The 22,262-nt window shown below is 70.4% G+C and carries 23 protein-coding genes and 1 riboswitch; of the genes, 8 read left to right on the forward strand and 15 right to left on the reverse strand.

The window, feature by feature from the left end; genetic code table 11:
* The first annotated feature begins 51 nt into the window (after positions 1-51).
* Complete coding sequence (locus AB0I12_RS09660) at positions 52-801, forward strand: NAD(P)H-binding protein (RefSeq protein ID WP_359927035.1); 750 nt, start codon at positions 52-54, stop codon at positions 799-801.
* Here the strand turns inward: AB0I12_RS09660 and AB0I12_RS09665 are convergent.
* Together AB0I12_RS09665 and AB0I12_RS09670 are read right to left on the reverse strand one after the other, a co-directional pair.
* Positions 765-1,643 (reverse strand): DUF3800 domain-containing protein, encoded by an 879-nt coding sequence (locus tag AB0I12_RS09665; RefSeq protein ID WP_359927038.1) that lies wholly within the window; start codon positions 1,641-1,643, stop codon positions 765-767. The two genes, AB0I12_RS09660 and AB0I12_RS09665, sit on opposite strands and share 37 nt — an antisense overlap.
* A gap of 173 nt (positions 1,644-1,816) precedes the next feature.
* Entirely contained in the window at positions 1,817-2,653 is an 837-nt protein-coding gene (locus tag AB0I12_RS09670) for an SAM-dependent methyltransferase (protein ID WP_359927040.1), read from the reverse strand.
* 153 nt (positions 2,654-2,806) lie between these two features.
* Here AB0I12_RS09670 and AB0I12_RS09675 point away from each other — a divergent pair, with 153 nt between their 5' ends.
* Positions 2,807-3,349 carry a dihydrofolate reductase family protein gene (locus AB0I12_RS09675; protein ID WP_359927043.1) on the forward strand — a complete coding sequence of 181 codons (543 nt, stop codon included), beginning with the start codon at positions 2,807-2,809 and terminating at the stop codon, positions 3,347-3,349.
* A 4-nt stretch (positions 3,350-3,353) separates the two neighbouring features.
* Here AB0I12_RS09675 and AB0I12_RS09680 read toward each other — a convergent pair whose 3' ends face one another.
* The gene (locus AB0I12_RS09680; protein WP_359927046.1) at positions 3,354-3,647 is read right to left on the reverse strand and encodes a hypothetical protein; all 294 of its coding nucleotides are present in this window, start codon (positions 3,645-3,647) and stop codon (positions 3,354-3,356) included.
* 60 nt (positions 3,648-3,707) lie between these two features.
* Here AB0I12_RS09680 and AB0I12_RS09685 point away from each other — a divergent pair, with 60 nt between their 5' ends.
* Complete coding sequence (locus tag AB0I12_RS09685) at positions 3,708-4,265, forward strand: GNAT family N-acetyltransferase (protein WP_359927048.1); 558 nt, start codon at positions 3,708-3,710, stop codon at positions 4,263-4,265.
* Here the strand turns inward: AB0I12_RS09685 and AB0I12_RS09690 are convergent.
* Together AB0I12_RS09690 and AB0I12_RS09695 are read right to left on the reverse strand one after the other, a co-directional pair.
* Positions 4,228-4,989: a class I SAM-dependent methyltransferase gene (locus tag AB0I12_RS09690; RefSeq protein ID WP_359927051.1), complete on the reverse strand. Its 762-nt coding sequence runs from the start codon at positions 4,987-4,989 to the stop codon at positions 4,228-4,230. The genes AB0I12_RS09685 and AB0I12_RS09690 overlap by 38 nt on opposite strands.
* Positions 4,986-5,918 (reverse strand): SDR family oxidoreductase, encoded by a 933-nt coding sequence (locus tag AB0I12_RS09695; RefSeq protein ID WP_359927054.1) that lies wholly within the window; start codon positions 5,916-5,918, stop codon positions 4,986-4,988. The genes AB0I12_RS09690 and AB0I12_RS09695 overlap by 4 nt, the downstream gene beginning before the upstream one ends.
* Before the next feature lie 98 nt (positions 5,919-6,016).
* On the opposite strand from AB0I12_RS09695, the gene AB0I12_RS09700 reads away from it, so the two are divergent.
* Positions 6,017-6,688, forward strand: coding sequence for a TetR family transcriptional regulator (locus AB0I12_RS09700; RefSeq protein WP_359927056.1), 672 nt, complete (start codon positions 6,017-6,019; stop codon positions 6,686-6,688).
* On the opposite strand, the gene AB0I12_RS09705 is transcribed toward AB0I12_RS09700, so the two are convergent.
* From AB0I12_RS09705 to sigJ, 4 genes are all read right to left on the reverse strand, one after another.
* Positions 6,676-7,557, reverse strand: a complete 882-nt coding sequence (locus AB0I12_RS09705; protein WP_359927058.1) for an HAD family acid phosphatase — start codon at positions 7,555-7,557, stop codon at positions 6,676-6,678. The genes AB0I12_RS09700 and AB0I12_RS09705 overlap by 13 nt on opposite strands.
* 100 nt (positions 7,558-7,657) lie before the next feature.
* On the reverse strand, positions 7,658-8,128 hold the full coding sequence (locus AB0I12_RS09710; protein WP_359927061.1) for a GNAT family N-acetyltransferase: 471 nt from the start codon (positions 8,126-8,128) through the stop codon (positions 7,658-7,660).
* A complete protein-coding gene (locus AB0I12_RS09715) occupies positions 8,125-8,478 on the reverse strand; it encodes a DoxX family protein (protein WP_359927063.1) in 354 nt (117 codons plus the stop codon). Before AB0I12_RS09715 ends, AB0I12_RS09710 begins: the two co-directional genes overlap by 4 nt.
* Positions 8,478-9,326, reverse strand: coding sequence for an RNA polymerase sigma factor SigJ (gene sigJ / locus AB0I12_RS09720; RefSeq protein WP_359927065.1), 849 nt, complete (start codon positions 9,324-9,326; stop codon positions 8,478-8,480). Before sigJ ends, AB0I12_RS09715 begins: the two co-directional genes overlap by 1 nt.
* A 96-nt stretch (positions 9,327-9,422) precedes the next feature.
* Here sigJ and AB0I12_RS09725 point away from each other — a divergent pair, with 96 nt between their 5' ends.
* Positions 9,423-10,358 carry a hypothetical protein gene (locus AB0I12_RS09725; protein WP_359927067.1) on the forward strand — a complete coding sequence of 312 codons (936 nt, stop codon included), beginning with the start codon at positions 9,423-9,425 and terminating at the stop codon, positions 10,356-10,358.
* On the opposite strand, the gene metH is transcribed toward AB0I12_RS09725, so the two are convergent.
* The 3 genes from metH to AB0I12_RS09740 form a co-directional block, all read right to left on the reverse strand.
* Entirely contained in the window at positions 10,243-13,845 is a 3,603-nt protein-coding gene (metH, locus tag AB0I12_RS09730; protein WP_359927069.1) for a methionine synthase, read from the reverse strand. The two genes, AB0I12_RS09725 and metH, sit on opposite strands and share 116 nt — an antisense overlap.
* A 25-nt stretch (positions 13,846-13,870) precedes the next feature.
* Positions 13,871-13,948, reverse strand: a riboswitch (S-adenosyl-L-homocysteine riboswitch).
* A gap of 69 nt (positions 13,949-14,017) precedes the next feature.
* A complete protein-coding gene (locus AB0I12_RS09735; RefSeq protein ID WP_359927072.1) occupies positions 14,018-14,551 on the reverse strand; it encodes a TetR family transcriptional regulator in 534 nt (177 codons plus the stop codon).
* Positions 14,548-15,945 carry an MFS transporter gene (locus AB0I12_RS09740; protein ID WP_359927075.1) on the reverse strand — a complete coding sequence of 466 codons (1,398 nt, stop codon included), beginning with the start codon at positions 15,943-15,945 and terminating at the stop codon, positions 14,548-14,550. The genes AB0I12_RS09735 and AB0I12_RS09740 overlap by 4 nt, the downstream gene beginning before the upstream one ends.
* Before the next feature lie 142 nt (positions 15,946-16,087).
* On the opposite strand from AB0I12_RS09740, the gene AB0I12_RS09745 reads away from it, so the two are divergent.
* Positions 16,088-16,915, forward strand: a complete 828-nt coding sequence (locus AB0I12_RS09745; RefSeq protein WP_359927077.1) for an NAD-dependent epimerase/dehydratase family protein — start codon at positions 16,088-16,090, stop codon at positions 16,913-16,915.
* A 94-nt stretch (positions 16,916-17,009) separates the two neighbouring features.
* On the opposite strand, the gene AB0I12_RS09750 is transcribed toward AB0I12_RS09745, so the two are convergent.
* Positions 17,010-18,509: a trypsin-like peptidase domain-containing protein gene (locus AB0I12_RS09750; protein WP_359927080.1), complete on the reverse strand. Its 1,500-nt coding sequence runs from the start codon at positions 18,507-18,509 to the stop codon at positions 17,010-17,012.
* Between the two features lie 83 nt (positions 18,510-18,592).
* On the reverse strand, positions 18,593-19,150 hold the full coding sequence (locus tag AB0I12_RS09755) for a TetR family transcriptional regulator (RefSeq protein ID WP_359927083.1): 558 nt from the start codon (positions 19,148-19,150) through the stop codon (positions 18,593-18,595).
* A gap of 95 nt (positions 19,151-19,245) precedes the next feature.
* Here AB0I12_RS09755 and AB0I12_RS09760 point away from each other — a divergent pair, with 95 nt between their 5' ends.
* The gene (locus AB0I12_RS09760) at positions 19,246-20,076 is read left to right on the forward strand and encodes an oxidoreductase (protein WP_359927086.1); all 831 of its coding nucleotides are present in this window, start codon (positions 19,246-19,248) and stop codon (positions 20,074-20,076) included.
* A 27-nt stretch (positions 20,077-20,103) separates the two neighbouring features.
* Here the strand turns inward: AB0I12_RS09760 and AB0I12_RS09765 are convergent, their stop codons facing one another.
* Complete coding sequence (locus tag AB0I12_RS09765) at positions 20,104-21,246, reverse strand: epoxide hydrolase family protein (protein ID WP_359927088.1); 1,143 nt, start codon at positions 21,244-21,246, stop codon at positions 20,104-20,106.
* Positions 21,247-21,307: 61 nt separating this feature from the next.
* On the opposite strand from AB0I12_RS09765, the gene AB0I12_RS09770 reads away from it, so the two are divergent.
* On the forward strand, positions 21,308-22,252 hold the full coding sequence (locus tag AB0I12_RS09770; RefSeq protein WP_359927091.1) for a YafY family protein: 945 nt from the start codon (positions 21,308-21,310) through the stop codon (positions 22,250-22,252).
* Positions 22,253-22,262 lie beyond the last annotated feature (10 nt).

Genomic DNA, 22,262 nt, shown 5'->3' on the forward strand with positions numbered 1-22,262 from the left:
CCACCGGGCTCCGTCAGCGCTGCAGAGGCACGATGAGGAACGGAGAAGCTCATGATCCTGGTGACAGGCGGTACCGGAACGATCGGCCGCCGGGTGGTCCCGCTGCTGCAGGCGGCCGGCAGCAAGATCCGCGTCCTCAGCCGGCGCGCGGACGACCGCGGCGACGGCATCGAGTACCTGGCCGTCGACCTCCTGACCGGTGAAGGGCTGGACCAGGCCCTGGATGGCGTGGACGTCGTCGTGCATCTGGCCGGCGGCCCGAAGGGCGACGAGATCGGCACCCGGAACCTGGTCGCGGCGGCCGAGCGCGCGAAGGTCGGGCACCTGGTGCACATCTCGGTGACCGCGGTCGACCAGCTGCCGCTCACGTACTTCACGTCGAAGCTCGGCGCCGAGCAGGCGGTCCGCGGGTCGTCGGTGCCCTGGACCGTGCTGCGGGTTGCCCAGCTGCACGAGTTCGCCTGGAACGCCGTACGGACGATGGCCAAGTTGCCCGTCCTGCCGGTGCCCGGCGGCCTCCGGTTCCAGCCGGTCGACAGCCGGGACGTGGCCGAGCGGCTCGCTGAACTGACGCTCGGTGAGCCGCTCGGCCTCGTCCCCGATCTGGTCGGCCCGAAGGTCTACAGCCTGGCGGAGCTGGCCCGCGACTACCTGCGAACCACCGGGAAGCACCGGCTGTCACTGCCGATCCGCGTCCCGGGCAAGGCAGGCAAGGTGTACCGCGCGGGCGGCAACCTCACGCTCACCGGCGCCACCGTCGGCACTCACACCTGGGAGGAGTTCGTGGCGGCGCAGGTGTAGGGCTCCAGCAGTTGCTCGAGGTCCGGCGTCCGCCGGCGCGCGATCCCGGCCAGGAAGTCGGCGACCTGGACCCGTGGATCGGATCTGGAATCGACCTGGACGAACGACCGCAGCGGCCCCGGCTCCGCACCCGCGGCGAGGAACGCGCCCAGCCTGGCCACCCGGCCCGGTGTCAGCGCGCTCTGCTCGTCGTGCACCACGGCGACCTGGCGACCGTCGGCGCTCCAGTACAGCACCGTCTCGGCGAGCGCCGGGACCAGCGGCTCCAACGGCGGCGGAAGCTCCGGGTCCTCGTCGATCAGCCGCTGCATCACCTCCTCGACGCGGGACCGCGTCAGCCCGCCCAACGCCGGGACGTCGGCCGGCATCGTCGCGAAGAACCGGTCGACGGCGGCGTGGTCCATCAGCCGCACCCGCTTCGTCCTGGCCAGGTCCACGAAGGCGGCCAGGAAGCCGGTCCGGTGCCGCAGCGCCAGGACGAGCTCCGAGTGGTCCGTGCCGAGGCTGGTGCCGGCGCCGTACGACGGCTCCTCGGTGAACAGCTCGAACACCCGCGCGGCGACGTACGCGGTCTTGTCGATGACGTGGACATGGGCGTGCCCCTGCAAGGTGGTGAGCAGCCACTCGAGCGCGGGCCGCTGCTCAGGCCGCAGCAACTGGTTGGACTTGTACTCCGTCCGGCGGTGCAGCCGGGCTCGCAGGACGTCGATCACGTCGGCGGCCGCGGGGACGGAGAGATCGACACTGGCATGGGTGATGACGGGTGAGGCGGGGTCGAGCAGGTTGGTTCCGGAGAACCCCGACTCGTCACACGCGACCTCGACCCAGGACTGAGAAGTCATGGAAAGACCGGCTCCAAGGCTGATGGACTGCACGCTGAGGGGCCCGTCCACGGGACGGGCTTGATCGGACGCGCCGGGAGTCATCGGGCGCGGTGACGATCAGTGAGCGGCAGCAGCCTTGGCAGACATGCGACCCATCATGGTCCGGGTGCTCGCCGGACACCAGCGAATTCCTACGGTTTGCGGGCCAGGGCGACCAGCACGAGCCGGCCGGTGCCGGACGCGTTCAGGGTCCGCTCGCCGTCCGGCCACCAGGAGGCGAGGTCGACCAGGCCGGGCCGGGCCAGGTCGAGCCCGGTGACGAGCTCCGCGATCTCGTCGCGGGTCCGGAACCGGATGTGCGGGAACGCGTCGCGCAGCTTCTCCTCGATCGCGGTCGCGAACTCCGCCAGCCGGCCGCCGTCGCGCGGGTTGAGCGGATGCGTGAGCGCCAGGTAGGAGCCGGACGGCACCGCGGCCAGGTAGTCCGCGACGACACCGGCCGGGTCGGGGATCGAGTGCAGCACCAGGCCGAGCAGGATCCCGACGGGGCGGGTCAGGTCGAGCGCCTCGGTCACCGCGGGATGGCTGAGGACCGCGGCCGGGTCGGCGACGTCCGCGTCGGCGAAGAAGCTGCGCCGGTCGTCGGCGAGCAGCGCCTGTCCGTGCGAGACCGCGGTCAGGTCGTTGTCGACGTACACGACCTTCGCCGCGGCGTCGGCGTGCAGCGCGATGTCGTGGGTGTTCAGCGCGGTCGGCAGGCCGGCGCCGAGGTCGAGGAACTGGTCGATCCCGCCGTCCGCGCTCATCCGGCCGATCGCGTCGGCCAGCCAGCGGCGGTTCTGCCGGGTCAGCTCGGAGATCTCGGGCGCGATCTTCAGCAGCTCCTGGACGAACTGCCGGTCGACCTCGAAGTTGTTCTTGCCGCCGAGCAGCAGGTCGTAGACCCGGGCCTGGGAGGCGCGGGCGAGGTCGATCGCGGCCGCTTCGTCGGCGCGCGGCGGCCGGTGCGTGTCGTCGTGTCGGGGCATCGCCGCGCCGCACCTCGATCCGTCAGCCGTGATCCGGAAAGCCGGATTCTCGGAAGGCTATCCACCCAGCCGTCCGCGGACCGCACCGGGGCCGCCGCCGATGAGTTTTACCCGCGTCGTTCGTCTCAACACCACCGAACGAAAGGAACGACGATGGCGAAGGTTCTGTACTCGGTGACGATGTCGGTGGACGGCTTCATCACCGGCCCGGGCGGCGACATGCAGTGGATGCGCCCGTACCTCGGCCCCAACCCGGAGGTCGACGCCCTGATCCCCCGGATCGGGTCGCTGCTGATCGGGCGCCGGTCGCACGACGGCGACGATCCGTACAAGGGCGAGGCCGGCGAGGGCGAGGCGTTCGGCGGTGGCTGGAGCGGACCGGCGTACGTCGTCACGCACCGGCCGCCGCCCGCGCCGGAGGCCGGCGTCACGTACGTCGACGACTTCGCGAAGGCACTCGCCGAGGCCCGGGAGGCGGCCGGCGACAAGTACGTCAACGTCATCGGCGCGAACATCGCCAAGCAGTGCATCGAGGCCGGCGCGCTGGACGAGGTCCTGCTCCTCTACGCCCCGGTCATGCTCGGCGACGGCACCCGCCTCTTCGACCACCCAGGCGGCCGCACCGTCCGCCTGGAACGCCTCAGCACCACCGAAACCCCACTCGCCACCAGCCTCTGGTTCAAGGTGCTCAGGTAAGCCCTCAGAAGTCGGCAGCGGTGGAGTGCATGACGGCGCGGATCTCGACCGAGCGGCCGCTGGCTCGGCTGTCCGGTAGCAGGCGGGCGAGTTCGACGGCGCGGTCGCGGTTCTCGACGTCGATCACGTAGTACCCGTCGATCCGGTTCGGCTCGGCAGCCGGCAGGCAGACCGACAGCTGGCGGTCCGCGAGCAGTTCGCCGCTGACCAGTTCACCGGCGTCCTGGGCGACCCGCTCGAACTCGTCGCGCTGCAGCCGCGGCTCACCCTCACCCTGCAGGATCAGTAAGAACTTCATCGGCGCTCTCCTCTCACAGGTACGACGGAGTCGAGCGCGCGGTCTTGACATGATGACCGGATGTTCGTGCAGACCGACCGGCTGATCCTGCGCCGCTTCACCCCCGCGGACGCCGAGCAGTTCGCCGCGTACCGCTCCGATCCGGCCGTCGCCCGCTTCCAGTCCTGGGACGCACCGGTGCCGCTCGACGACGCGCGGCGGACGGTCGAGCGGTTCGCGGAAGGCGATCCGGAGGAGCCCGGCTGGTTCCAGTACGCCGTCGACCTGGACGGCGTACTGATCGGCGATCTCGGGCTGAACCTGTCCGAGAACCTGATGCAGGCCGACCTCGGTTTCACGCTCGCTACGCAGTACCAAGGCCAGGGCTACGCGTCCGAAGCCGTGCGCGGGCTGTTGCACCACCTGTTCGTGGACCGCGAGCTGCACCGGGTGTCCGCCGAGGCCGACGCCCGCAACACCGCGTCGGCCCGGCTGCTCGAGCGCGTCGGCTTCACCCGCGAAGGACTGCGGCTGTCCAACTCCTGGTTCAAGGGCGAATGGACCGATGACGTCTTGTTCGGCCTGCTCCGCGACGACTACCTCAGCCGGCTACCGCCCACGCCCGGGCCGTCAGCTTGACGGACCCGTCCGCCTCGATCGGCAGCCGTGCCCGGACCGCTTCCCGCAGTGCCTCCTGGTCCGCGGGATCCAGGCTGCGCAGGTACGCCGGCGCGACGCCCTGCCCGCCGAGGAACGGCTGCCAGTAGTCGTCGAACGACGCGAAGTCCGTCGGTACGACGATCTCGCGCGTCCGCACATCGGCGAATCCGGCCTCGCGGAACATCGCCTCGAGGCCTTCCGCCGTACAGAACGGGAACCGGCGGCCCTCGTCGTGGTCCCGGTCCTGCGGCCGGACGTCGCGCATCCCGTCGAAGAAGTACCGCATCAGCTGCATACCGCCCGCGTAGTCCCACACGTACGCGGCGACCGTCGTACCGATCTCGCGCATCCGGCGCAGCGCCTCGACCCGCTCAGGGACGAAGTTGAGCACCAGACCGGCGACCACGACGTCGAACGGGCCGTCCGGCAGCTCGGCCGCGGACCGGACCTCGAAGGCCGCCCGCGGGTCCTGGACGGCCTGCCGGGCGTAGTCGATGAAGCCCTCCGACGGGTCGATCCCGAGCACCGACGCCGGATCGGCCGTCCCGAGGATCGTGCTGGTCAGCGCGCCGGTGCCACAGCCGACGTCGAGCCAGCGCAGTCCGGCCGGCTGCTCCAGCCAGCCGACGAACTGCGGGGCGACGAGCCGGCTCCAGCGCCCGACGTACGACTCGTAGATTCCCCCGCTCGACCATTCAGTCACTTGCGCAGGATAGACGGCAGCGAGACCCCCGTCAGACCTTCCGAGACCTGCCACAGCCGGGCGTTGAGCTCGGGATCCGTGGCGCTCTTCGGGTTGCGGACCAGCGTGGTCGGGCCTACCAGGCCGAAGCGTCCGGCGGGTCCGTAGTACTCGCCCGACTTGGCCGCGGGGTCGGCGGCGGCGTACAGCAGCGGCTCCGTGCCGATCTCGACGTCCTGCTTCGGAAGCGGGTTGTAGCGCATCATCAGCCGGTTGAGCAGCGAAGGGCGCTCGCGGCCGAGGGCTGCGCCGGCGGTCTGCAGGTTGGTGCGCGTGTAGCCGGGGTGCGCCGCGACGCTGACCAGGCCCCAGTCCCGGTCGACCGACAGCTTGGCGAGGTGGTTGCTGAGCATCAGGTCGGCCAGCTTGGACTGCGCGTACGCCGAGGTCGGGCGGTAGCGCCGCTCCCACTGCAGGTTGTCGAAGCCGATCCGGCCCAGGTACGCCGCGCCGCTCGACATGATCGCGATCCGCGGGGCCGGGGCGGCCAGGATCAGCGGCAGCAGGCGGACGGTGAGCGCGAACGGGCCGAGGTAGTTCGAGCCGAACTGCAGCTCGAAACCGTCCTTGGTGGTCATCCGGGCCGGCGGCGTCATCACGCCGGCGTTGTTCACCAGCAGGTCCAGGTGCTGCTCGTCGGCCGCGAGCTTCTCGGCGAACTCCTGGACCGAGGCCAGATCCGCGAGGTCGATCCGCCGCACCTCGAGCTGGGCGTCCGGCTGCTCGGCGAGGATCTCGGCGCGCGCCGCCGCACCTTTGGCCGGCGTCCGGACCGCCAGAATCACCCGCGCACCGGCGGCCGCGAGCCGCTTGGCAGCCTCCTTGCCGGTCCCGCTGTTGGCGCCGGTGACGACGACGAGCTTGCCGGTCTGGTCGGGGACGTCGTACATGATCCACACTCCATAAAAGACTGATGGTCTGTTACGGTTCTGACGTTATCAGACCGATGGTCCGATAACAACAGACCGTCGGTCTGTAGACTGTGGGCATGAGTTTCCAGCGCGCCCGGAGTGCCGAGCAGCGAGCCGAGCGGCGGCGGACGATCCTCGCCACCGCGGCCGCGATGCTGACCGAGATGCCGGTCGCGGACGTCAGCCTGAACGAGCTGAGCCGTCGCGTCGGCCTGGCGAAGTCGAACGTGCTGAACTACTTCGACTCCCGCGAGGCCGTCCTGCTCGAGCTGTCGAGCAGCGAACTGGCAGCCTGGGTGGAGGACCTGGCGAGCGCGACGGCGGACATCTCCCCCGCCGCGGAGACCGGCGAGCGAGCGGAGCGTCTGGTCGCGACGGTCGTCGGCACACTGGCGAAGCGGCCGGTGCTCTGCGACCTGATCAGCTCACAGGCGGCGGTGCTGGAGCGCAACATCACGACCGGGACCGCGCTCGCGTTCAAGCGCGCGGCCGCGGTCGCGTTCGAAAGGATGATCGCGGTGATCGCCGGCGTCCTGCCCGAACTGGGGCCGGACGGGGCGGGCCGCTTCATCGCCCACGCGAGCCTGCTCGCGGGGGCGCTCTGGTCCCACTCCCATCCGGTCCCGGCGATCCTGGCCGCCTACGAGGCCGATCCGGGCCTGGCCGCACTCCGGCTGGAGTTCGAGCCGGCCCTGACCGACGGCCTTCGAACCTTGCTGTACGGCGCGCTGCCGCGTCAGGGCAGGTAGTAGTTCGGGTTCGGCAGCTTGAAGGTGCGGTCGGCGGAGCCGCCCTTCAGGTCGGAGAACTGGTCTCCGAAGTTCGCGACGATGTCGTAGCCGAGGGACTCGATGTGCGCGCGGGTGGCCGACTTGTAGTGGATCGTCGTGCAGGCGCCGTTCGGGTCGTTCGCGCAGGCCTGCTTGAGGTAGTCCGGGTAGTTCGCCACGGCGGGCTTGGTGAACAGGCCGTCCTCGCCGTTGCTGAGCGTCGTCGGCTTCGGGTAGCCGGCGTCGATGCCGATACCGTCCGCGGTGAGGTTGCCGAGGGTGGCCTGCTCCTGCGCGGCGCCGCGCCCGGTCAGGAAGAAGATCGCGTACCCCTCCCGCTCGGCGGTCTTGACCATGTCGACCATGCCCGGGACGGCCGGGAACCGCTGGTTCAGCACGTAGTCGGCGTTCGTGACCGGGTTGAACGCCCAGTTGCTGAAGATCTCGTAGTTCCAGGTGGCCAGCGTGGTGTCGTCGACGTCGAGCACGATCGCCTTGGTCTTTGCGCCGGTGTGGTGCGCAGCGGAGATCCAGTGCGTGCCCGCCGCGGCCGCCTTCTGCGCTTCCTTCGCGTAGTTGCTGTCCGCCGCGAACGTGCCGGAGCCGAGCGGGTCGCCGTAGTAGTTGCGCAACTGCTGGCGCAGGACGTCGATGTTGGTGACCTGCTTCTCGCTGTGCGGCGTCGACGTCTGGATCGCGGGCTGCTGCGTCGCGACACCGGCCGAGTACGCGACCCCGCCGACGACCGATGTCATCGCGACCGCCGCGACGCTGCTCAGAACCATGCGGCGGGACGGCCGGCGCCAGGTACGGGATGCCCGGAATGCCCGGAATGTCCGGAATGTCATGGTGACCCCTCCAAAACCGGAAAAGCTTGCGAGAGGCACGCTAACTCCATCCGTGGCCGATGTACCTGCCGCACGCCGCAACTCCAGGGGAAACCTGCGTTCAGACAGGCTTCACGTAGCGGTGGCACGGGACGGGGATGCTGCCTGTGCCGACGGTCGCCGGGTAGTCGAACGCGCCGCCGTCCCGCCAGCCGTTGCGCTCGTAGAACCGGCGGGCCCGCGCGTTACCGGTCGCGACGGCGAGCCAGGCTGCTTGATGGCCCGCTGCGCGCACCTGGCGCTCGGCTTCGGTGAGTAGCGTCCCGGCTACGCCCGACCCGCGATGCGCGCCCGCGACGTACACCTGCTCGACCTCGTCCCCCACCACCATCACGAATCCCGCGACCTCGTTCCCGACGACGGCCACGGTGGTGTCCGCGATCCGTTCTGCCGCACGGGTCCAGAACGATTCCTCGGTCCGTACGGCGACCAGCTCGTCCGGCACATGCCCCAGGTGCCCGTCACGCCAGCCGGCGTACCAGATCGCAGCCACCGCCTCCGCGTCCCCGGCAACAGCAGGTCTCACAGTCATGCCGTCAGGGTAAGCACCAGCGAGGCGCACGCCATGCCCAGGAAGAACACCGCGAGGAAGAACTGTGCCGTGTAGTCCGCGACGCGCACATGCGTGTACAGCGCGCAGACGAAGAACAGCACCAGGCCGATCGCGGCGGCGGCCGTCAGCGCCGGCGACCCCGCCAGCAGACCGGCGAGCAGGCCCAAGGCACCGGCCGTCTTCAGGGTCCCGATCGGGAAGCTGAGCCAGGACTCCGGGACACCGGCCTTCACCATCCCGTGCAGGATCGGCTTCCAGTGCAGCAGAGCGGCGGTGCCGGAGAACGCGTTGATCGCGACGGTCACCAGGACGACGAGCCGTAGCGTCATCAGATCTCCACGTAGGTGAGCTTGTCGGGGTTGGTGATCGCGTAGATGCCGGTGACTTGGTTGCCCTCGACATCGAGTACGACGACCGCGAACGGCGTGTCGCCGGACAGCAGCAAGGCGGACGGATCGCCGTTGACCCGTCGGTAGCGCACGTCGAGGGACGGCACCGGGCGCCGGATCCGGTCGCCGATCAGCAGCGGGCCGATCCGGTCCCGGCCGAGCACCGGGTACAGCCCGGCCGCGCGTGCCTTGCCGCCGCCGTCGGCCCACAGCGTGACGTCCGGCGCGAGCACCTCCAGCAACGCGTCGAGGTCGCCGCCGACGACCGCGTCGACGAACCGCTGCGTCACCTCGAGCCGCACCTGCGGATCCGCGACGAACCGCGGCCGTCGCGCCTGGACGTGCTCGCGGGCGCGATGGGCGAGCTGCCGGACGGCGGCCGGTGTCCGCCCGAGGATCTCCGCGACCTCGGTCAGCTGGTACCCGAACACCTCGTGCAGCACGAACACCGCCCGCTCCAGCGGCGACAGCGTCTCCAGGACGACGAGCACCGCGAGCGACACCGCCTCGCTGCGCTCCACCGGGTCGATCGGCGTCACGACGGGCTCCGGCAGCCAAGGCCCGACGTACTCCTCCTTGCGACGGCTGATCGACGTACGCCGGGCCAGTGCGGCGTTCACCGCGACGCGCACAAGGTACGCCCGCGGGTTCTGGACGCCGGACCGCCCCGACCAGGCGAGCCAGGTCTCCTGCAGCACGTCCTCGGTGTCCGCGACGCTGCCCAGCACGTTGTACACGATCGAGAACAACAGCTCCCGGTGCTCGAGGAACTCCTCCGTTGGGTTCATACCGCTTATGAGGTTTCCGGGCGTCGAAGTGTGACATCGCCCCGGTGAACCCGGCGCGCCCCTACGCTGACTGCGCCGGGCTCACCGAGGAGAACAATGGCTATTGGTCTGATCCACCCCGACGATCCGTGTTTCTCCTGGACGGACTCGGTCGCCGAAGCCGTCAGTGAGACCACGAACCGCCCCATCCGCTGGCGCGGCATCGACATCGTGCAGAAGCCTGCGGGATGGACGCCGCGCGACCCCAAGGACGACCTGCGGCAGCTGAGCATCCCGCTGTTCCTGCCAGAGGACCAGGCCGACTCGATCCGCGACGCACACGCCCGCAGCGCGGCAGGGCTTCCGGTGCGGGACCAGGCGAAGCTGGTGCAGGCGACCGCGTACATGACGGCCCAGGCGGCCGGACTGAGCAGCCCGGAGCCCGACCACATCGGCGGGATCTGGGAGGTCGAGGCCGCGCTCGACACCGGTCTGGCCGACGTCTGGACGCAGGAACGCCTGGCCGAGGTCTGGCCGAAGACCGAGTCCGCGAAGTTCCTCCCCGCCGACCAGGTGCCGGACCTCACCTTCCCTGGCCGGGATCCGGCGGCCACGGCGGCGGCCCGGGCGCTGCTGACCGAAGTCGTCCGGCAGCAAGGCGGTACGCCGGCCGGACCCGAGGACTTCGCCGCACTCTCCGACTGGATGCTGTCGGTGAAATCCGACCAGCGCTGGGAAGCAGTGATCTCGCTGCTTCCGGGCACCGACGAACTGTCCGAGGGCGAGCACTGGCGAGCGCTCGGCACTCTGCGGCGCGACTTCTCCGCGGCCGTCGAGCAGGGCAAGCCGGAGCTCGCGGCCGACTCCGTCCGGACGGTCGCCGAGAAGGTGGATCCGCTGCTCAGGCGGCTCACTCAGGACCCGGCGATGACGCCGCTCACTCCGGGTCGTACGCCAGGTTCGGCCGCAGCCAGCGCTCCACCTCCGCGACCGGGAGCCCACGACGGACGGCGTAGTCCTCGATCTGATCGCGGCCGAGACGTCCGACGCTGAAGTACCGCGACGCCGGGTGCGCGAAGATCAGCCCGCTCACCGCGGCCGCCGGCGTCATCGCGAACGACTCGGTCAGCCCGAGCCCGATCTTGTCCGCGCCGAGCAGCTCGAACAGGTCCAGCTTCTCGGTGTGGTCCGGGCTGGCCGGGTAGCCGAGCGCCGGCCGGATACCGCGGAACCGCTCCGCGTGCAGGTCCTCCAGCACCGGCTCCGCGTCCGGCTCGAACCACGCCCGCCGCGCCTCCAGGTGGATCCACTCCGCGAACGCCTCGGCGAGCCGGTCGGCCAGCGCCTTCACCATGATCGCCCGGTAGTCGTCGTTGCGGTCCTCGTACGACTTCGCGAGCGCCTCGGCGCCGTGGATCGCGACGCCGAACCCGCCGAGGTGGTCCCCGGCCGGGGCGATGTAATCCGCGAGGCAGCGATTGGCCCGGCCGGCGGGCTTCGCGGTCTGCTGGCGCAGCATCGGGAACGACCTGTCCAGTCCGTCCAGGACGATGTCGTCGCCCTCGCTGTGCGCCGGCCAGAACCCGTACACGCCCTCGGCGGTGAACGACCCGTCGGCGATGATCTCGTCCAGCAAGGTGTTCGCGTCGTCGAACAGCTCCCGCGCCACCGGCTGCTCCAGGATCGCCGGGTACTTCCCCTTCAGCTCCCAGGCCAGGAACAGGAACTGCCAGTCGACCATCTCCCGCAGGGTCTCGATCGACGGCGACACGTGCCGCAGCCCGGTGAACGCCGGCATCGGCAGCTCGCCGTACTCGACCGGCTCCTGGTTCGCCCGCGCCTCGGCCAGCGTCAGCATCGGGGCGCGCTGCTTGTTCGCATGCTGCTCCCGCAGCCGCTCCTGCTCGATGCTGTTGCTCTTGGCAAGCTCTACGGCGCGGTCGGCGTCGAGCAGGTCGGACACCACACCGACCACCCGCGACGCGTCCAGCACGTGCACCGTGGTGTTCTCGTACGCCGGGGCGATCCGGACCGCGGTGTGCTGCTTGGACGTGGTCGCGCCGCCGATCAGCAGCGGCAGCTTCAGCCCGCGCCGCTGCATCTCGTCGGCCACCGACACCATCTCGTCGAGGGACGGCGTGATCAGCCCGGACAGGCCGACCGCGTCCGCGCCCTCGGCCACCGCGGTGTCCAGGATCCGTGCCGCCGGCACCATCACGCCGAGGTCGATCACCTCGTAGTTGTTGCAGCCGAGCACCACGCCGACGATGTTCTTGCCGATGTCGTGGACGTCGCCCTTCACGGTCGCGAGCACGACCTTGCCCTGGCCGCGGACCATCTCCGCGCGCCCCTCGCGGCGGGCCTGCTCCTTCTCCTCCTCCATGAAGGGCTCGAGGTAGGCCACCGAGCGCTTCATCACGCGCGCGCTCTTCACCACCTGCGGCAGGAACATCTTGCCCGCGCCGAACAGGTCGCCGACGATCTTCATCCCCGCCATCAGCGGACCCTCGATGACCTCCAGCGGCCGCGGCAGCTGCTGCCGCGCCTCCTCGGTGTCGTCCTCGATGTAGTCGACGATGCCATGCACGAGCGCGTGCGACAGCCGCTCCTCGACCGAACCCTCCCGCCAGGTCAGGTCGATCTCACGCTGCTTGCCCTTGCCCTTCACGTTCTCGGCGAAGGCGACCAGCCGGTCCGTGGCGTCGTCGCGGCGGTTGAAGATGACGTCCTCGACCAGCTCCAGCAGGTCCTTCGGGATGTCCTCGTAGACCGCGAGCTGGCCGGCGTTCACGATGCCCATGTCCAGGCCGACCTTGCCGGCGTGGTACAGGAACGCGGAGTGCATCGCCTCGCGGACGATGTCGTTGCCGCGGAACGCGAAGGACAGGTTCGAGATGCCGCCGCTGATGTGCACGCCCGGACAGCGCGCCTTGATCAGCGGCAGTGAGTCGATGAAGTTCTTCGCGTAGTCGTTGTGCTCGGCCATGCCGGTGGCGACGGCCAGCACGTTCGGGTCGAAGATGATGTCCTCGGCCGGGAAGCCGATCCCGGTCAGCAGGTCGTACGCCCGGCCGCAGATCTCCACCTTGCGCGCGACCGTGTCGGCCTGGCCCTGCTCGTCGAAGGCCATCACGACCGCGCCGGCGCCGTAGTCACGGATCTGCCGGGCGTGCGCGAGGAACTCGTCCTCGCCCTCCTTCAGGCTGATCGAGTTCACCACGCCCTTGCCCTGCACGTGTTTCAGCCCGGTCTCCAGGACCGACCACTTCGAGCTGTCGATCATGATCGGGATCCGGGCCACCTCGGGCTCGGTCGCGATCAGGTTCAGGAACGTGGTCATCGCCTGCTCGCTCTCCAGCAGGTCGGCGTCCATGTTCACGTCCAGCAGGTTCGCGCCGCCGCGGACCTGCTCCAGCGCCACGTCGACCGCAGCCTGGTGGTCGTCGCCCTCGATCAGCCGGCGGAACTTCGCCGACCCGGTGACGTTGGTCCGCTCGCCGATCATCACGAACCCGGTGTCCGGCCCGATCCTGAACGGCTCGAGCCCGGAGAACCGGGTGGTGTGGTCGGTCCGTACGACGTCGCGCGGCGCGAGGCCGCGCACCGACTCGGCGATCCGCTCGATGTGCGCGGGCGTCGTACCGCAGCAGCCGCCGACGATGTTGACCAGGCCGGACTCCGCGAACTCCTGCAGCAGCGCCGAGGTCTGGTCGGGCGTCTCGTCGTACCCGCCGAACGCGTTCGGGAGGCCGGCGTTCGGGTGCGAGGCGACGTAGGTGCCGGCGAACCGCGCGAGGTCGGCGACATGCGGGCGCAGCTGCGCGGCGCCGAGCGAGCAGTTGACGCCGACGACGAGCGGGTCGGCGTGCTCGACCGAGCTCCAGAACGCCTCGACGGTCTGCCCGCTCAAGGTCCGGCCGCTCAGGTCGACGATCGTCACCGAGATCCACAACGGCAGCTGCGGCGCGACCTCGCGGGCCGCGGCGACGGCGGCCTTGGCGTTCAGCGTGTCGAAGATCGTCTCGATCAGCAGCAGGTCGACACCGCCCTCGGCGAGCGCCGCGATCTGCTCGGCGTACGCGTCCTTCACCTGCTGGAAGGACACCGCACGGTACGCCGGGTCCTCGACCCGCGGGCTCAGCGACAGCGTCACGTTCAGCGGGCCGATCGACCCGGCGACGAACTTGTTGCCGGCCTCGTCGGCGGCCTGGCGGGCCAGCCGCGCGCCGGCGACGTTCATCTCGCGGACGTAGTCCTGCAGGCCGTAGTCGGCCTGGCCGATGCTGGTCGCGGTGAACGTGTTCGTGGTGGTGATGTCGGCGCCGGCCGCCAGGTACTGCCGGTGGACGTCGAGGATCAGGTCCGGCCGGGTCAGGTTCAGCAGGTCCGGGTCACCGGTCACGTCGTGCGTGTGGTTGCCGAACCGATCGCCGTGGAAGTCCGCGGTCTGCAGCTTGGCGCCCTGCAGCATCGTGCCCCAGGCGCCGTCGAGGACCGCGATCCGCTGATCCAGCAGCTCCCGCAGCGCGGTTTCACTCATCTGCCAACCCCTCCAGAAGAAGAACTCTCCGGAGGCGCCCTTGCAGTCGGTGCTCCAGGTCGAGCGTGGCGGACCTGGGTCCGTTGCAGCGCCTCTCGGCCTGGATGCTCCATGTTAGTGGCGTCACACCTGACGCCAAGTGCCCTGTCCACATTCTAGGACGGGCGTTCAATCAGTGGATGAGACCCTGGACCGCCGGCGCGTAGAGGGCGACGACGGTTTCCAGGCCGGCGGCGGCGATCGGGCCGGTCTTGTCGATCGCGAGCGCGGCGCCGAGGCCGAGCAGGTGGGCGGTGATCAGGCCGGCCCGCAAGTCGGCGTCCGGGCCGGTCAGGCGGGCGGCGAAGGCCCGGGTCACCTGGTCGCGGAAGTGTTCACGGATCAACGCGCGTTCGTCGCCCTTGCCGGCCGCGAACACGACGCGGACGAGCAGATCCTGGTCGTTCTCGCGGCGGTACCCGACCAGGGTGCGGACGGCGTGCTCGCCGAGTCGCTCGTTCGGCGCGCCGAGCAGCAGCTGGGCGGCCTCGGTGAAGTCCGCGACCCGCTCGAAGAGCGCTTCCTTGCCGCCGAAGTACTTGACGATCAGGGCCGCGCTGACCCCCGCGTCCGCGGCGACCCCGCGGAGCGTGACCGCGTCGTACGGCTCGCGCGCGAACGCCTTCCGCGCCGCGCGGAGGATCGCGGTCCGCCCCGGATCGGTCACGGCGTCGTGACCTCGTACGCCGGCGCGGGACGCCGGACCGGGATCAGCAGCACCAGCCCGGCGGCGACCAGGGCCGCGACACCCGCGATCACGAACACGATCAGGTACGCCGACAGCGCCGGCGCGACCCGGCCCGCGTTCGTGAGCGTGATATTGGCGAGCACGGTCGCGACGATCGTGCTGCAGATCGCCTGCCCGATCGTGCGCATCAGCGTGTTGAGTCCGTTCGCGGCGGCCGTTTCGGTCACCGGCACAGCATGCATGATCAACGCCGGAAGTGCCGAGTACGCCACGGCCGTTCCGGCGCTCACCACCGTCGCGCCGACGACGATCCCCGCGACGTTGCCGCTGGTGAACAGCCGCACGACGTACCCGGCCGCCATGATCACGGACGCGATCGCCAACGTGAACCGCGGCCCGCGGGCGGCGGAGATCCGTGCGGACACCGGCGACAGCAGCACCATCGCGACACCGCCGGGCAGGAGGCACAGGCCACTGACCACGATGGATTCGCCCAGCCCGTACCCCGTCCAGGTCGGCTCCTGCACCAGCTGGGCCGTGGACAACGAGTTGGCGTAGAACGCGAAGCCGATCAGCAACGCGCCGAGGTTCGTGAACAGCACCTGGGGCCGCGCGGACACCCGGAGATCGACGAGTGGGCTGGTGGTCCGCAGCTCGTACCAGCCCCACAACGGGATCAGCAGCACCGCGGCGCCGTACAGACCGACGATCGTCGGCGTACTCCAGGTGCTGGTCTTCGACACCGCGAGCAGCAGGCAGACCAGGAACCCGCTGAGGCCGAGCGCGCCGACCACGTCGAAGCGGCCGCTGGTGCGAACGGCCGACTCCGGCACGATCAGCAGCACCAGCACGATGTCGAGCAGGCCGAGTCCGAGGTTGATCCAGAACATCGTGTGCCAGTTCGCGTACTCGACGACGAGCGTCGCGGCCGGGATGCCGAACGCGGCGCCGATGCCGAGGGTCGAGCTCATGATCGCGATCGACGGGATCACCCGGCGCGGCGGCAGTTCGTCGCGCAGGATGCTGATGCCGAGCGGTACGACCGCGACCGCGGCGCCCTGGAACGCGCGGCCGACGATCAGGACGCTGAGGTTCGAGCTGCTCGCGCAGAGCAGGGAGCCGACGACCATCGAGGACAGGGCGATCAGCAGCACGCGGCGTTTGCCGTACATGTCGCCGGCGCGGCCGAGCAGCGGCGTGAACACCGCGCCGGTGAGCAGCGTGACCGTGATCAGCCAGCTGACGTCGGACGCCGGGCTGTGGGTGATCGCGGGCAGTTCGGGGAGCAGGGGGACGACGATCGTCTGGCTGATCGAGACCAGGACGCCGCAGAACGCGAGCGCGGCAAGGATCAGGCGGGGGCGAGCGGGCACGGTCGGCGGAGTCCTCACAGTGGTGAACAGTTGTTTACTCGAGGCATCGTAAACGCTCGTTCACCCCATCCGGAAGTGGACCGGGAAACCGCTCACCGATTGGACCAGGGTGACCGGTGGACAGTTACCTACGGTGGTGCGCATGAGGATCTTCGTCGCCGGCGCGACCGGCGCAATCGGCCGCCGCCTCGTCCCGCTCCTGGTCGCCCACGGGCATCAGGTCACCGCGCTCAGCCGTCGAGCCTCGGCTGTCGACGGCGTGACGACCGTCGCCGGCGACGTGTACGACGCGGAGCGGCTGCGGGAGTTCGTCGTGGCGGCGCGGCCGGAGGTGGTGATGCATCAGCTGACCGACCTCGGATCGCGGGACTTCGCCGCGAACAGCCGGCTCCGCCGCGAGGGCACCCGCAACCTGGTCGACGCCGCGCTCGCTGCAGGCGTACGGCGGATCGTCGCGCAGAGCATCGCGTGGGCCTACGAGCCCGGTCCGACGCCCGCGACCGAGGCCACCCCGCTGGACCTGCACGCCACGGACCCCCACCGCCGTACGACGGTCGAAGCCGTCGCCACCCTCGAGACGATCACCGCCGAAGCACCCGAGTGGGTCGTCCTCCGCTACGGAATGCTCTACGGGCCCGGCACCTGGTACACCAAGGGCGGCCTGATGGCCGACCTGGCCGCGGCCGGCAAGCTCCCCGCCGGACCCGACGTGACGAGCTTCCTCCACGTCGACGACGCCGCCGGCGCGGCTGTCGCCGCCTTGTCCTGGCCGTCCGGCCCCGTCAACGTCGTCGACGACGAGCCGGCTCCTGCCGATGCGTGGGCCCCGGCGTTCGCCGAATCGGCCGGCGCGCCCACCCCGTCGTACGCCGGTCCACGAACCCCGTGGGCCCGCGGCGCCTCCAACACCCACGCCCGCACCCTCGGCTGGACCCCCACCCACCCCACGTGGCGAGCCGGGTTCGTGTAACGGGCGCGAACGAGAGATCGGGCCCGGCGCTCCGAGGGGGAGAGAGCGCTCGGGCCCGATCTCGACGGTCCGCTGCAGCGAGGGGAGCGCTGGGTCAGCGGACCGGGCCGGTGATGAGTTCGATGGTTGCCTTGTGGGTCTGGCCGGCCTGGTCGGTCCAGCCGACCTCGACCTTGTCGCCAGGGTGCTGCTGGTTGAGCAGCCCGGACAGCGCGTCCGGCGACTCGACGGTGTGCCCCGCGAACGAGGTGATCACGTCGCCCGCCTCGATCCCGGCCTCGTCCGCGTGGCCGTTCGCGACCACGTCGCCGACGACGGCGCCGGAGGTACCGGTGGTCGGCACGACCGAGATCCCGAGCATCGCCGAGTCACCGATGTGGACGTCGGCCGACGCCTTCCCGTTCTCGATCTGGTCGGCGATGTCGAGCGCCTGGTTGATCGGGATCGCGTACCCCTCGGTCGTCGTCCCGCTGCCGTCGCCCTGCCCCGAGCCGTTGCCCTGGCCCGATCCGTTGCCGGACCCGTCGCCCGAGCCGTCGCCCGACCCGTTGCCGAAGCCGTTGCCGTTACCGAAGCCGTTGCCGTTACCGGTCCCGTCGCCGTTGCCGAACGGGAAGCCGTTGCCGTCGCCGGTGCCGCCGTCACCCCAGGCCGCGAGCGTCGCGGTGGCGCCCTGCGCGGTGGACGCCGCGGTCTGTCCCGGCCGGCCCTGCCCGCCGTTGTTGCCGCCGTTGCCAGCCACGTCCACGCCGACCACCTCGCCGTTCGCGTTCGCCAACGGCCCGCCGGAATCGCCGGCCTGGATGTTCGCGTCGGTCTGGATCAGGTTCGTCAGGTTCTCCGGGTCCTGCCCGTTCTCGTCGGTCGCGGTGATCGCCTGGTTGAGTCCGGTCACCTTCCCGGCCGCGTAACTCGGCGTCCCGCCGACGCCGCCCGCGTTGCCGACGCCGACCACCTGGTCGCCGAGCTTCACCTGGTCGGAGTTCCCGGTCTTCGCGGTCTGCAGGCCGGACGCGTCCTTCAGCTTCAGGACGGCGATGTCGTGCGCCTCGTCGTACCCGACGACGCTCGCGTTGTACGTCTTGCCGTTGCCGATGTCCGTCACGGTGATCGACGTCGCACCCTCGATCACGTGGTGGTTGGTGAGGACCTCGCCGTCGGAGGTGAGCACGATGCCGGTACCGGCCGCCCGCGCGTTCTGGTAGCCGAGGACGGTGTTCACATCGACCAGTCCCGGCGACACCTGAGCTGCCACGGCCGCCGCGTCGAACGCCTTCTGGGACAGCTGCGAGCTGTTCGTGCCGGCCCGCTGGTCGAGGCCCCAGGCAACCGAACCGGCGACGAGCACCGCGGCCAGCCCGAGCGCCCCCGCACCGAGCAGCCGCCGTCCGCGCTTCTTCGGCGCCGGAGGCTGCCCCCCGAACGGGTACTGCGGCGGCCCGTACTGGGGACCGTACTGAGGCCCGTACTGCGGCCCGTACTGGTACTGCGGTCCGTACGGCTGCCCCTGCTGCGGCACCTGCTGGTACTGCGGGTACTGCTGCCCGCCGTGCTGCGGCCCGTTGTACTCTCCCGGTCCAGCGCTCTCGTTCATCTGCTGTCGCCCTCCTCGGCCAGTTCCCTCTGCCTTCGAGTAGAGCTCGCCAGGCTGAGAACTCCATCGGGCCGGCCAATGAATCAGCTGAGAATCTGCTGCACCGCCGTCACCACCGCGCGCCGCCGCACGGCCGGGTCCGGCAGCTCGACGCCGAGCTCCGGATTCATCGACGACCAGCTCGTCGCGATCGCCTGGATCAGCGACAGCAGGCTGACCGGGGTGAAGCGCTTCGGCACCGCCCGCCGGCGCATGCCGCGCTGCAGCTCGTCCAGCCGGCTCTGGTTGACCGCGACGATCGCCTCCAGCGGACGCCCGTCCGGCCGCTCGAGCCGGTACCAGACCGAGAGCCGCAACCGGTCCGGGTGCTCCTCGAAGTAGTCGAACACCCGCCCCGCGTACGCCGGCAGGTCGTCGACGTCGAACCCGACCTCGTCCAGGTACTTCTCCAGCGACGCGCTGAACACCGCGTCGAACAGGTCGTCCTTGTTCCCGAAGTACGCATAGAGCATCGCCTTGTTGCAGCCGGCCACCTCGGCGATCCGGCTCACCCGGGCGCCGGCGATCCCGCGCGCCGCGAACTCCTCGGTGGCGGCCTCCAGGATGCGGGCCCGGGTCCGGTCTGCGTTCCGTTGCTGCATACGGCGAGCTTACCAACCAACTGGTTAGTTGATTTCCAACCAACCGGTTGGTTAGATAGAGGTCATCCAACCGAACGGTTAGTGAGGAACGGAACATGAGCAAGATCTGGCTGGTCACCGGCAGCTCGCGCGGCCTGGGTCGCGCGCTGACCGAGGCGGTGCTCGCGGCCGGCGACCGCGTCGTCGGCACCGCCCGCAAACCCGAGCAACTCGACGACCTGGCCGCGAAGTACGGCGACCAGCTCCGGGCGGTCGCGCTGGACGTCACGGACGCCGGCGCCGCACGGGCCGCCGTCCGGACGGCGGTCGAGGAGTTCGGCGGGCTGGACGTGGTGGCGAACAACGCCGGCTACGCGAACAGCGCGTCGATCGAGGAGATGGCCGACGACGACTTCCGGGCGCAGGTCGAGACGAACCTGTTCGGCGTCGTGAACGTGACGAAGGCCGCGCTGCCGGTGTTCCGCGAGCAGCGCAGCGGGCACTTCCTGCAGTTCTCGTCGATCGGCGGCCGCGCCGGCGGGACACCGGGGATGGGCGCGTACCAGACCGCGAAGTTCGCCGTCGAAGGCTTCTCCGAGGTACTGAACAACGAGGTGCGCCCGTTCGGCGTGAAGGTGACGATCGTCGAGCCGGGCGGCTTCCGGACCGACTGGGGCGGGTCGTCGATGGAGCTCGCCGACGTCCACCCCGACTACGAGACCACCGTCGGGGAGATGCACCGGCGCCGGATCGAGATGGACGGCAAGCAGCCGGGCGACCCCGCGAAGGCGGCCCAGGCGATCCTTCAGATCGTCGCGCTCGACAACCCGCCGCTGCGGCTCCTGCTCGGCACCGACGCCCTCACCCTTGCGGACAGCTCGTCGCGTTCCCGCGCCGACGAGGCCGCCACCTGGGCCCACCTCAGCACGTCGACCGACTTCAGCTGACGCATCTGACGGGTGGGCGTCCGCGGGTCAGCCGCGGAGGTCGTGGAAGAAGGCGCGGACGTCCGCGACCAGCTCCTCCGGGACCTCGAGCGCTGCGAAGTGCCCGCCGTGGTCGAGGTCCGTCCAGCGGGTGACGTTGTTCGACGTCTCGCAGTACCGACGGATCGCGACGTCGTGGGCGGTTGCCAGGACAGCGGTCGGGACGCCGGAGCTCGGGCGCGGCGCCCAGGAGCGCGGCTGGGCGTAGCCGATGTACGCCGCCGAGCCTCCGGTGCCGGTCAGCCAGTACATCATCACGTTGGTCAGCAGCCGGTCCTTGCTGATGATCTTCTCCGGCAGGGTCTCGGCCGGATACGTCCAGGCCTTGAACTTGTCCATGATCCAGGCGAGCTGCGCCACCGGTGAGTCGACCAGCCCGTACGCCAACGTCTGCGGCCGGGTCGACTGGATCGAGATGTAGCCGAACTCGTCCTTCATGAACTGACCGATCCGCGCCATCTTGTCCTGCTCCAGCGGAGTCAGCGTCTGCAGCTCCTCCTCGGACATCTGCAGCGGCGGCAGGTTCGTCCCGCCGTTGGTGTGGACGCCGACGACGTGCGACGGCGCCGCCCGCCCGACCTCCGGCGACACCGAGCCGCCCAGGTCGCCGCCCTGGACGCCGTACCGCTCGTAGCCGAGCTCCGCCATCAGCGCCGCCCAGACGCGCCCGATCCGCGGGAACGTCCAGTCGCCGTCCGCCGTCGGCCCGGAGAAGCCGAACCCGGGCAACGACGGGATCACCACATGGAACGCGTCCGACGCCTGGCCGCCGAACGAGACCGGGTCCGTGAGCGGCCCGATCAGGTCGAGGAACTCGACGATCGACCCGGGCCAGCCGTGCGTGAGGACCAGCGGCAGCGCGTCGGGCTCCGCGGACCGGACGTGGATGAAGTGGATCCGCTGGCCCTCGATCTCGGCGGTGAACTGCGGATACGAGTTCAGCTCCTTCTCGGCGGCGCGCCAGTCGTACGACGTACGCCAGTAGTCGACCAGCGACGCGAGCCAGGAGACCGGGACGCCGGTGTCCCAGTCGTCGCCGGGCAACGGAGCGGGGAGGCGGACGCTCGCCAGCTTGGCGGCGAGGTCGTCGAGGGTGCTCTGCGGGATGTCGATGCTGAACGGCTTGATCATGTCTCTACTCTGACAGCCGATTAGGACAGCTTCAGTCCTAGCTGGCTGGCAGACTGACAACATGATCGAGACGTCCGCACGACTGCTCAAACTGCTGAGCCTCCTGCAGCAACCCAAGGAGTGGAGCGGCACCGCCTTGGCCGGCGAGCTCGGCGTCGGAGTCCGGACGGTACGGCGCGACGTCGACAAGCTGCGCAACCTGGGCTACCCGGTCGATGCCGTCCCCGGGGTGGCCGGCTACCGCCTCGGCGCGGGAGCCGCACTCCCCCCGCTGTTGCTCGACGACGAGGAGGCCGTCGCGGTGGCAGTCGGGCTGCGCGCGGCCGCCCAAGGAACCGTGGCCGGCACCGAAGAGGCATCGGTACGCGCGCTGACGAAGCTGGAGCAGGTGCTGCCGTCGCGCCTGCGCTATCGCATCGAGCTGCTCCAGCAGATCACGGTCACACCCGCGAGCGGCCCGTCTGTGCAACCCGACGTGCTGCTGGCCGTGGCCGCCGCCAGTCGCGACCATCAGCGGCTGCGCTTCGACTATCGCAACCACGACGATACGGCGACCACGCGGACGACGGAGCCGCACCGTCTCGTGCACACCGGGCGCCGGTGGTACCTCGTCGCGTGGGACGTCGACCGCGACGACTGGCGCACGTTCCGCGTCGACCGGATCGCGCCGCGGATCCCGACCGGCCCGCGCTTCACCCCGCGCGAGGTGCCGGAGCTGGCGACCACCAACCAAGGGGTCGCGTACGGCGGCTACCGCTACCGGGCGCGCATCCTGGTGCACGCGCCCGCCGCGGAGGTGGCCGACCGCTACGGGCCGAACGTCGCGTCGGTGACGCCGATCGACGAGGCGACGACGCTGGTGGAGACCGGCGCGAACTCGCTCGACCAGGTCGCGCTGTACCTCGGCATCCTCGGCCTGCCCTTCGAGGTCCAGGACCCGCCGGAGCTGGTCGACGCGATCCGCGAACTCACGACGCGCCTGTCAGCATCGATCGCGGGGGCCTGACCGGTACCGT

This window comes from Kribbella sp. NPDC050459, from assembly GCF_040655315.1.
In the GTDB taxonomy this organism is placed as follows: Bacteria; Actinomycetota; Actinomycetes; order Propionibacteriales; family Kribbellaceae; genus Kribbella.